Source organism: Vibrio sp. 1288, assembly GCF_033344475.1.
This window is the reverse complement of the sequence record NZ_JAWPOX010000064.1, coordinates 1-11,410: the sequence shown is the minus strand read 5'-3', so window position 1 is coordinate 11,410 and position 11,410 is coordinate 1. Positions and strand designations below refer to the sequence as shown.

The 11,410-nt window shown below is 45.5% G+C and carries 9 protein-coding genes; 1 reads left to right on the top strand and 8 read right to left on the bottom strand.

Translation table 11 applies throughout. The features are described from left to right. Positions 1-162 precede the first annotated feature (162 nt). The 8 genes from hflC to tsaE all read right to left on the bottom strand — a co-directional run bounded on the left by hflC (position 163) and on the right by tsaE (position 9,310). A complete protein-coding gene (hflC, locus tag R8O11_RS24200; protein ID WP_005381382.1) occupies positions 163-1,143 on the bottom strand; it encodes a protease modulator HflC in 981 nt (326 codons plus the stop codon). A 2-nt stretch (positions 1,144-1,145) separates the two neighbouring features. After that, positions 1,146-2,351, bottom strand: a complete 1,206-nt coding sequence (gene hflK, locus R8O11_RS24195) for an FtsH protease activity modulator HflK (RefSeq protein WP_017633728.1) — start codon at positions 2,349-2,351, stop codon at positions 1,146-1,148. A gap of 45 nt (positions 2,352-2,396) precedes the next feature. Then, a complete protein-coding gene (gene hflX / locus R8O11_RS24190) occupies positions 2,397-3,686 on the bottom strand; it encodes a ribosome rescue GTPase HflX (protein WP_226084118.1) in 1,290 nt (429 codons plus the stop codon). 38 nt (positions 3,687-3,724) lie between these two features. After that, positions 3,725-3,988, bottom strand: a complete 264-nt coding sequence (hfq, locus tag R8O11_RS24185) for an RNA chaperone Hfq (protein WP_005381379.1) — start codon at positions 3,986-3,988, stop codon at positions 3,725-3,727. 194 nt (positions 3,989-4,182) lie between these two features. Next, positions 4,183-5,115 carry a tRNA (adenosine(37)-N6)-dimethylallyltransferase MiaA gene (gene miaA / locus R8O11_RS24180; RefSeq protein WP_005395375.1) on the bottom strand — a complete coding sequence of 311 codons (933 nt, stop codon included), beginning with the start codon at positions 5,113-5,115 and terminating at the stop codon, positions 4,183-4,185. Then, a complete protein-coding gene (gene mutL / locus R8O11_RS24175; protein WP_104979795.1) occupies positions 5,112-7,124 on the bottom strand; it encodes a DNA mismatch repair endonuclease MutL in 2,013 nt (670 codons plus the stop codon). Before mutL ends, miaA begins: the two co-directional genes overlap by 4 nt. Positions 7,125-7,142: 18 nt before the next feature. Beyond that, positions 7,143-8,852 carry an N-acetylmuramoyl-L-alanine amidase gene (locus R8O11_RS24170; protein WP_005381374.1) on the bottom strand — a complete coding sequence of 570 codons (1,710 nt, stop codon included), beginning with the start codon at positions 8,850-8,852 and terminating at the stop codon, positions 7,143-7,145. Then, the gene (tsaE, locus tag R8O11_RS24165) at positions 8,846-9,310 is read right to left on the bottom strand and encodes a tRNA (adenosine(37)-N6)-threonylcarbamoyltransferase complex ATPase subunit type 1 TsaE (RefSeq protein WP_005381372.1); all 465 of its coding nucleotides are present in this window, start codon (positions 9,308-9,310) and stop codon (positions 8,846-8,848) included. The genes R8O11_RS24170 and tsaE overlap by 7 nt, the downstream gene beginning before the upstream one ends. A gap of 276 nt (positions 9,311-9,586) precedes the next feature. Between tsaE and queG the strand changes: the two genes are divergently transcribed. Next, positions 9,587-10,714, top strand: a complete 1,128-nt coding sequence (gene queG, locus R8O11_RS24160) for a tRNA epoxyqueuosine(34) reductase QueG (RefSeq protein WP_025768797.1) — start codon at positions 9,587-9,589, stop codon at positions 10,712-10,714. Positions 10,715-11,410 lie beyond the last annotated feature (696 nt).

Below are 11,410 nucleotides of genomic sequence, written 5' to 3'. Positions count from 1 at the left end.
TGAGTTTAAAAGCGAGGGAGTAATCGCGCTGAGTTCTTTTAGTTTTTGATTTCATAACACTCTCCAATTTTGGGGGTAGAAAGTGTCAACCTTATTTAGGACGGCACATCAGATACAAAAAAGGCTCCCTAAGGAGCCTTTTATTTCAATGAGACGCGGAGATTATTTCTCCATGCTGCCCTTCGACTGGTTCATGTATTGGAAGAACTCACTCTTCGGATCAAGCACCAGAATATCGCTCTTAGAGCTGAAGGACTTCTCATACGCACGTAGCGAGCGTAGGAAGCTAAAGAACTCAGGGTCTTTGTTGTACGCTTCAGCATAAATCTTCGCAGCCTCAGCATCCGCTTCACCTCGTGTCACACGCGCAGTTTTATCAGCTTCAGCTAGAATAGTTGCTACTTCTAGTTCTGCTTGAGCACGAATAACTTCCGCCTTTTCACGACCTTGAGAACGGTGCTTACGAGCAACAGACTCACGCTCCGCACGCATACGACGGTAGATAGACTCACTGATTTCATCAGGCAGGTTGATTTTCTTCATTCGGAAATCAACGACACGAACCCCCAAGTCTTTCATTGCGCTTTCACGCGTGTCTTTCAATACTTCAGACATGATTAGGTCGCGTTCACCATCAATCTCAAGCGCTTCACGAGCCGCTTCAGTTGCGACAACATCAGCACTTGCGTCTTCTGGTAGCACATCATCGTTACGTGGACCAGATACGATCTGTTTGATTTCACGAGCACCGATTTCAGAACGAAGCACGTCCGTCACTTTACGCTCAAGTAGTGCCTCTGCCGTTAGCGAGTTACCACCGCCTGTCGCGAGGTAGTAGCGACCAAAATCTTCAATACGCCACTTCACGTAGGTATCAATGATAACGTCTTTTTTCTCGGACGTTACGAAACGGTCGGCACGACCATCCATTGTTTGGATACGTGCATCAAGTTGTTTAACACGGTCAAACAAAGGCATCTTGAAATGCAGACCAGGCTCGTAAATTCGAGTGATGTCGTTATTGTCTTTCAAGACACGACCAAATCGAACCACGATACCGCGCTCACCTTCAGGAATCACAAACAAAGACATCAACATTAATGCCAGTGCGATTACCAGTACAGGGATCATTAACTTACGCATTCTTAGTATCTCCCTTGACGTGAACCTGTTGAACGAGACTGCGTGTTCGAAGTGTCTTCTTGTGTACGATCTGACTCAAGTTGAATTTGATCATAGGTTGAAGATGACTTCGATTTACGTTTGGTATCTGCTTTGCCCTCTTGTCCCGCCAACTTATCGATTGGAAGGTAAAGAAGATTGCCGCTTGATTCCGAGTCAATCAACACTTTCGAAGTGCTTGAGTACACCTCTTCCATTGCGTCGATGTACAGACGATCACGCGTTACACCAGGCGCCGCTTGGTATTCTGGTAGTAGTTTTTCGAACTGTGCTACCTGACCAAGAGCCTCGTTAGTGACACGCTCATTGTAACCTTGTGCTTCTTTCTTCAAACGCTCTGCACGACCCGTTGCCTTAGGCAAGATTTCGTTCTTGTATGCTTCAGCTTCACGAATGAAACGCTCTTCATCCTCACGTGCTGCGATTGCATCATCAAACGCATCTTTCACTTGCTCTGGTGGACGAGCAGACTGGAAGTTCACATCAACAAGTACCAGACCCATATCATAGCTATCAATGATTTGGTTCAGTGTTTCTTGCGTAGTTTGACGAATTTGCTGACGACCACTGGTTAGAATGCTATCCATCAATGAGTCACCAATTACTGCACGTAGTGCAGAATCCGTTGCTTGACGCAAGCTGTCGTCTGCATTGGTTACACGGTACAAGTATTTGTATGGGTCAGTCACTCGGTACTGAACATCCATCGCAACTGTTACAACGTTTTCATCTTTGGTCAGCATTAGACCAGATGCACGTAGTGAACGAATCGCTTGTACGTTTACCGCTTCGTACTCATCAATAAAGCGAGGACGCCAGTTAAGACCTGGGTCTACGATACGATCGTATTTACCTAAACGCAGTACAACACCACGCTCTGCTTCACCGATGGTGTAAAAACCAGCGAAAAACCAAACCGCAACAGCAATCAGAGCAATCACGCCAAAGCCAATTGCACTACCACCACCGCCGCCGATTGGAGAACCACCGCCGCCTTTTTTACCAAACTTGCCGCCCAGCTTTTGACTCAGTTTGTTGAACACTTCATCTAAATCTGGCGGACCTTGATCTCGGCCACCAGGACGCTGGCCACCACGATTATTATTACCCCAAGGGTCATTATCGCGGCCATTGTTGCCGTTGTTATTTCCAGGCTCATTCCACGCCATTAGAAAGCTCCATCATTTGATATGACGTTATACTGTAGCAGTCCTTTAAGTGACTATAAAGCCAGTCAAAACTGCCCCTTCTCTTTTTTCAAGTCTAGACCAATCTACTTGCTGCATTCGAATATCGATCAACAAGCTACCATCCTGGTCATATTCCTCACGTTGAATACACTTCATTTGGAAGAAGGTACTACGGAATCGTCCTTGATACTGTGGAGGAATTCGCAACTGATGCTCGACCATTTGTGACGCCAGACGTTCCGTCAGAGCCTCAAACAGGACATCAATGCCCAACCCATCCATTGCTGAAACCCAAACTGCGCGAGGTACGCCTTCCTCGTCTCGTTCTATACGTGGTTTCTGCGAATCTAGATTGTCGATTTTGTTCATGACAACCAGAGTCGGCACTTCATGCGCGTCGATCTCTTCTAGTACTTCATGAACAGCTTGAATATTCTCACGAAAACGCTCATCACTGGCATCAACAACATGTAACAAAATGTCAGCTTCTTGCGTTTCCTGCAAGGTTGCCTTGAAGGCCGCAACCAAGTCGTGTGGCAAATGTCGAATAAAACCAACCGTGTCTGCCAAGATGGCAGGACCAACATCTGCTAACTCTATCTTACGTAAAGTCGGGTCCAAAGTAGCAAATAATTGATCAGCCGCGTACACGCCAGCTTCTGTAATACGGTTGAAGAGTGTCGACTTACCCGCGTTGGTGTAACCCACAAGTGAAACCGTTGGGATTTCAGCTCGATTTCGGGCGCGGCGCCCTTGTTCACGCTGCTTCGCTACTTTGTCTAAGCGTCGCAGGATGGCTTTGATTCTGTCACGCAATAAGCGACGGTCGGTTTCCAGCTGGGTTTCACCCGGGCCACGTAAACCGATACCACCTTTCTGCCTTTCAAGGTGTGTCCAACCACGAATCAAACGAGTAGAGATATGACGAAGTTGAGCCAGCTCTACCTGTAGCTTACCTTCGTGTGTTCGAGCTCGTTGAGCAAAGATATCGAGAATAAGACCAGTGCGGTCGAGAACTCGACATTGGCACAGTGCTTCGAGGTTACGTTCTTGGGCAGGAGAGAGGGCGTGATTAAAAATCACAATTTCGGCACCCGTTGATTGTACCGCTGTAGCAATCTCTTGGGCCTTACCCTCTCCGACATAGTATTTCGGGTGTGGGGATTGACGACTACCAGTTACCACTTGTAGCGCCTCTACCCCAGCAGAAGAAACCAGCATTTCGAACTCAGCCAGATCTTCCCATTCACCTTCTTGCGTGAAGTTGATATGAACAAGTACGGCTCGCTCACCGGATTCATAACGGTCAAACAAGCAATCAACTCCTTATTTTAAAAATACTCGATGAAGAATTAATCTTCTGATTTCTCTTGTGGACGCTCACCTTGTGGACGTTCACCGCTGTGATGGCTCACTGGACGAGCCGGCACAACTGTTGAGATCGCGTGCTTGTACACCATTTGGTTAACAGTATTCTTCAGCAGGATCACAAATTGATCGAATGATTCGATCTGACCTTGTAGTTTAATACCATTCACAAGGTAGATAGATACCGGGATACGCTCACGACGTAGCGCGTTTAGAAATGGGTCTTGTAGAGATTGCCCCTTAGCCATTTTTATTTTCCTTATTTAATTTGTAGTTGTAATTATTTAGCTAGTGGTGCAATGCAAAAGATACGGCTTTTGCATCTGAGCTAAACGAATCAAAAATGCACTCTAAGTAATTAGCAGCATAGTATAAAAACCGCCAACAACAGATCCTTTGAGAGTGCGTTCACGCAAAAACGATCACATTATACACAGCTATGTCAATCAGATGCTATTGCTTCCGACATCGTTTCTAATGCCTGTTCAATGTTCTCGCTATCCAACCAAGTTAAATCATCCCAGCTGCGTAACCAGGTGATTTGACGCTTGGCCAATTGACGAGTCGCGCATACGCCACGAAATACCGCTTCGTCACGTGTACACTCCCCATCTAAATACTCCCACATCTGTCGATAACCGACGCATCGTATGGAAGGAAGATCGGGGTGAAGATCTTTTCGCGAATGTAACGCTTTCATTTCTTCTTCAAAGCCCGCTTCCATCATCTTCTCGAAACGGAGTTCAATCCGACGGTGAAGTTCTGCCCTATCCTTGGGAGCTATTGCAAACTGCTTGACTCGGTATGGTAGGCTTTCACCTTTCGTTTGAGTCAATTCAGTCAAAGTTTTACCTGAAATGCGAAAAACTTCCAATGCCCGAGATAAACGTTGGGGATCATTGGGATGGATTCTCGCGGCTGACACAGGATCAACCTCTTTGAGTTCATCGTGCAACACTGACCAACCTTTAGTCAATGCCTCTTGTTCAATTTGCTGACGAATTTCAGGATTTGCAGCAGGAAGTGGTGATAAACCTTCAAGTAACGCCTTGTAATACAGCATTGTTCCACCCACAAGAAGTGGAATTTTTCCTTCTGCAACAATATCATCCATCGCTTTCAATGCATCTCGACGAAAGTCGGCGACAGAGTAAGATTCACTTGGATCCAAAATATCTATCAAGCGATGAGGCGCCAAACTTAACTCTTTTTCATCCGGTTTCGCCGTACCGATATCCATCCCTTTGTAGATCAAAGCAGAATCAACACTGATGATCTCAACCGGAAATTTTTGACGAAGACGAATCGCCAGCTCAGTTTTGCCTGATGCAGTTGGCCCCATTAAAAATAGCGCCAAAGGTAGTTTATCTGTCATGGTTTTAATTTGGCTATCGTGGCAGAGAAATCAACAGCGGATACGAATTTTGTATCTTCTAATGGCAATTGACCATGTCTTAGCTGTTCAAGTTCCGCAATAATTTGAATGGCTTCAGAAAAAGTATAGTGACTCTTCACTGTCGTGACCTGTAATGCGAGCCAATCTATCAACTCAGACAGCATCTGAGCCGCTGCTATACCTTCGTTCACACAAGATTGCGCGTAAGATAACAGATCTGGTACTAAATTTTGTAAGTTTTGTTGACGCAGCGGAGCTGGGACGCCCATCACCATTAAGGCGTGCTCGTTTCTCGCTTTCAATTGAATACCAAGCAATGCCAAATCTTGTTGATAATCTTGGGCCAGTCTCACTAATTCGGCCTCTAACTTAATAGATAGAGGAACAAGCAGAGGTTGTGCCTTAAGTGCACCATCGCTTGGAGTGAGCTGGCCTTTTATACGATAAAATTCTGCTCTAGGTAACGAGACTAACGCCGCCCCACTGTCACTGCTCATCAAAACAAATTGTTCATCGACCACCATCAGCGCTTTGCCTAATGCAGTAATCGATGGCATTGATGTGTGCGAAGTTATCGTTTGGGGCGCTATTGGAGTGACTGCCTGAGCCTCAAACTCTGGCGTTTTCAGCAGCTCGTGATAAGCGCGTACTTCTTGTTTAGTTGGCGCTGGTTCTACGTGGCGCTCTTTACTGTGACTTGGCTTTGGTGCGGGTTTGGATTCCACCCAATCATTACGTTTGAATGACTCCACTACGCGCGCCTCTCGCACGGAGGTCTCACTAGGACAGCTATTACGAGGCTTCACTTCATAATCACTGCGTCCAGGATAAGCCGGTGTACTCTCTATCGCTTGATAAACCCGCTCTGGCACCGGTGAAGATGCTGGCTCTTGTACTTTTTCAGGCTCTGGCGAATGCTCAATCTCTTCGGATTCAGTCGGTTCCACGCGATGAAATGCCGATTCATTCACCTGTGGTTTATCAATCACAGCGCTTTGTGAAAGTGCATCCGTCAAAGCTTGATAGATGAAATCATGCACCAAACGAGCTTGGTGGAAACGCACTTCATGCTTAGCAGGGTGAACATTCACATCTACTTGGTGCGGATCTAGCTCAATAAAGAGCACATACGCAGCAAACTGATCTGGCTTTAAGCTCATTTCATAGCTTTGACGAATCGCGTGATTGATTAATTTGTCACGCATCATTCGGCCATTCACATAGCAATATTGTAAATCGCTTTGCTGCCTTGCTCCCTCTGGCGTGGTAATCCACCCATGTAGCTTTAACCCTTGATGCTCAAGCTCGATTCTGAGCATGTGTCGAACAAACGCGTTACCGCAGACAGCAGCAATACGCTTTTCGGTTTGAAGCTGATTTTTCGCCGCGCGATATTGACGGATGATCTTGCCGTTATGACGCACATTGATGGTGACATCAAAGCGACTTAACGCAATACGTTTCAATAACTCATCAATATGAGCAAATTCGGTTTTCTCCGTACGAAGAAACTTGCGACGCGCTGGAGTATTAAAAAATAAGTCCAACACCTCAACGGTAGTGCCAATCGGGTGCGCTGCTGGCTTAAGCTTCACCTGCATATCACGCCCTTCGGAGTAGGCACTCCAGGCTTCTTCTTGTGCCGCAGGACGCGACGTGAGCGTCAAACGCGAGACTGAGCTAATACTGGCTAACGCTTCACCGCGAAAACCTAGACTCATAATGGCTTCGAGATCATCTAAGGTATGTATCTTAGATGTCGCATGACGACTGAGCGCTAAGCCGAGTTCATCTTTCGCGATACCTTTTCCGTTATCACGAACACGAATCAGCTTTGCGCCTCCTTTCTCGATATCGATATCGATTCGAGTTGCGCCAGAATCAAGACTATTTTCAACCAGCTCTTTAATCACAGAAGCAGGTCTTTCGACCACTTCCCCTGCGGCGATTTGGTTTGCAAGTCTGGCTGGCAAAATTTTAATCGTCATAATGAGTTAGAAGCTCACCTACTTGTTTGGAATGATCAGGACTTGCCCAACCGCTAGCTGATCAGAGCGTAAGTTATTCGCTTTACGAATGCTCGATACGCTAACGCCGTATTTGGACGCTATTTTGCCAAGGAACTCACCCCGAGAAACCTTGTGCTTACGAATCGGTTTATCTTTTACCGCGACCGTTATCTTCAACTTTTGCCCTACCCACAAGGTATCTGACTTCAAGTTATTCTCTCGGCGGATATCTGAAACCTTCACTTTATAGTGATTCGCAATCTTACCTAAGAACTCACCAGACTTAACCTTGTGCGTAATGGTTTCTGTCTCAACAGTAATCGGTTTACTTGGCACTTTAATCGTACCAGCAGAAGGAATGTTGAGCTTCTGACCAATTGCCAAGCCTGTCGACTTCAAGTTGTTTGCCGACATCAGCGCTTTAGAGCTAAGCCCATATTTGTTCGCGATCACCGATAATGACTCGCCACGCTTTACAATATGTACCATTGGCTTCGCTGAAGGCGAGAACACCGTACCCTCTGGTGGGTTATCTTTTAAGTACTTGACGACCGCCTTAGTGATAGCCTGAGCTAACTTATCTTGGTGCGCTCGTTGAAACAGTAAACGCTCTTCTGTTGGGTTAGAAATAAAGCCCGTTTCCACTAGCACAGACGGAATCTGTGGAGAGCGTAAAACCGCAAGGCTGGTGTTGATCGGTTTGGTGTTATGCAGGTGCGCAACACGTCCCATCTCACCTAGGATTTCTGTTGCCAGTTTATAGCCTTCTTTTTGTGAGTGACTAAACTGCAAGTCCAGCAAAGTTTGGTTCACATTACGATCTTTTGTCTTCGTGAAGAACGCATTACCCGAGCCGCCCAATAACTCAGACTGTTTCTCATGGTTCTCGACCCAACGAGCAATTTCGGTATTTGCACGACGAGTATTTAGTACGAAGACCGAACCACCGCGAGGCTTCGGTGAGGTAAACGCATCAGCGTGAATGGAGATCAGTAAGTGTGCATCATTTTCACGAGCAATCGCGACACGACGGTTTAAGTTTACAAAGTAATCTCCCGTACGAGTCATGCGCGTTTTAATACCAGGAGTCGCATCGAGCTGAGCAGCAATTTTTCTTGAGATACTCAATACCGCATCTTTCTCGTACTTACGACGTGAAGGGCCAATAGAGCCAGGGTCTTCCCCACCGTGACCAGGGTCGATAACAATTAACACTTCTTGAGCTCGTTGAACTGAACTCATGTCTTTGCTGGCCGCCGCTGGCTTACTCGGTTTAGAGGTCGATGCCTTCTTACCGTGCGGTAAATCAATCACCAAGCGGTGACCATACTGCCCACCTGGTGTTGGGCTTAATTTAAATAATTCCGCTTGAACGCTCTTTTTTAGTTCAAACACCAAACGATAAGTGCCCTTCTCTGGAGGCGAGCTTTTTCGTACCAGTTTTAAAACAGGGCTATCCGTAACAGTAACAGGCAGTTTGGCCTGCATCGTCGTGCTTTTTAAATCCACGACAAGGCGATCCGGCCCTGATAAAGAGAAATAGGAATAGTCAGCTTCCGAGCCTAAATCGATGACAACACGCGTTTCATCAGGTGAAGGCCAAACTCGAAAACTCTTAACGACGTTAGCAAATGCTAAATTGGGGATGAGAAGGAGAAAAGTGGCGACAAACGTCGCCACTACTCTAAAATTTGAAAAACTCAACATAGCTCCAATCGACTGAGTAACTGCACACCATAATCATTATTAGCTGTTAGTTCGGCTACACGTTGCTCACCTTGGTAGCGAATGTTTACATCAAGATCCGGTTGTGGCAGTAAGCCATGCCCTTTTTCAGGCCATTCAACCAAGCAAATCGCATCGTCTGTGAAATAGTCTCGAATCCCCATAAACTCAAGCTCTTCAGGATCCGCAAGACGATAAAGGTCGAAGTGATATACTTGCCACTGATCCAACTGGTACGGTTCGACTAGAGTATAAGTTGGACTTTTCACGTTACCTTGATGACCAAGAGCACGGACAAAACCACGACTAAAGGTTGTTTTACCTGCACCCAAATCACCATGCAGATAAATTGTGGTTTGCTGGGAACAAAGCTGAGCCAAAGCGGTGCCTAGTGCAACCGTTTCATGCTCATCTTTTAAATTGAATTGTTTCGTGCTCATTGATGCTTCTCTAACTAATGATCGTTGACTATATAAAAATCAAAAGAACAGGAATAGTAAACCGTGTTGGTTTTGAGAGACAAGCTTTCAAATGTCATATGTGCGAAAAAAGTATCCAATAAACGGTATCTTAATCATCTTAGTATCGACCTAGATTTAGAATATATGCAAATGACTTCAATAAGCAGTATTCACAACATCAAAAACGTACCTAACTGGGTAGCACCAAAGCCAGAGATCCGTTAAGATCCGCCCCCCTTTATTCCGGTGGTTAACATGAACTACGAACAACTCGCACAACAAATCAAAGTTTGGGGAAAAGAACTCGGCTTCCAAAAAGTTGGGATCTGCGACGTTGATCTGAGTGAACATGAAGCAGCACTACAAAAATGGCTTGATGCAGGCTATCACGGCTCAATGGATTGGATGGCTCGTCACGGTATGATGCGTGCTAGACCCCATGAGCTACTCCCGGGAACCGTTCGTGTTATCAGTGTCCGGATGGACTATCTGCCACCAGAGGCTCAATTCGCTTCGAACCTCGCGAATAAAAGTCATGCCTATATTAGCCGCTACGCACTAGGGCGCGATTATCACAAGCTCGTCAGAAAGCAGCTAAATAAGCTCGGCAAACTTATTGAACAAGAGGTTGGTCAATATGGTTACCGACCTTTCGTTGATTCCGCACCAATATTAGAGCGACCTCTCGCCCAAAAAGCGGGCTTAGGTTGGGCCGGGAAACATTCCCTGATTTTAGATCAAGACTGTGGATCGTGGTTCTTTTTAGGTGAACTACTTATCGACTTACCACTACCCGTAGATGAGCCAAGCGTTGATCAGTGCGGTAAATGCAAAGCATGCATTACATCATGCCCAACACAAGCCATCGTTGAAGACAAAGTTGTCGATGCCAGGCGTTGTATCTCTTATCTCACCATCGAGTTCGATGGCGTGATTCCTGAAGAGTTTCGAAAGCCAATGGGTAACCGCATTTATGGTTGTGACGACTGTCAATTGGTTTGCCCATGGAACCGCTACGCCGACATAACGGAGCAAGATGATTTCCACCGTCGTGACAGTTTCAAAAACCCTGACCTCGTCGACATGTTTAACTGGGATGAAGCGACTTTTCTAAAAAATATGGAAGGCTCCGCTATCCGTCGTATTGGTCATATACAGTGGCTACGTAACATCGCTGTCGCACTTGGTAATGCAGAATATAGTCAGCGAATCATAGATGCGCTGGAAAGTCGGCAAGGTGAAAATAAATTACTTGATGAGCACATTAAATGGGCTTTGACAGAGCAACTGAATCAACTCCCCACTGAGAGTAATTCATCTATAGAGACGAAAAAGCAACGCTTAATAAGGATAGTCGAGAAGGGACTGCCGAGAGACGCATAGAGCGTAGTCTATATGCAAGAGATTGAAAGTACTTTTGCATGTTCAATTCATGACCTTGTTCTCAATTTTGTAATGTGGAAAAAAATTTGAGATTCAAGAAAAACAAGCTAGCAGAAAAAAGTTAAACACAGCTCGGAGAAATGACTAGGATCAAAAAAATACCAGTTAATGATCGTATTTTAACGTACTCGATCCGACAAAAAACTTATTTTTCCCTTATATAACAAAGAGTTAATTGATATTTCTTTGTTGTTTCCACTTCACTTTAGAGAAAAGATCTTTCTTCCCCATCATAAAAAGTCAAGCTAAAAACACTTTATCAACCAACTTATCCACAGAACGACGTATGTGGATAACTCTGTTAATTAAAGTAGATAAAACACGCGAAGCCTCATCATCCTTGTACGTCAGCCGATTCATATCGTGTTTTAAACACAAACGAAATCGTCCGACATCATATGATGCGGATAAAAGTTTAGCTTTTGGGGATTCATGCTTCGCAGCATTATGACAAGAGCGATGTGATTGGTTGCGAGAAGCAGGCGTTGAATCAAGCGGCGCATCCGTAGACGACTTAACAATTGTATACTAAATAAGTACTCAATCTATCGTCTTGTATTTGGTTGCGGGGGCCGGATTTGAACCGACGACCTTCGGGTTATGAGCCCGACGAGCTACCAAGCTGCTCCACCCCGC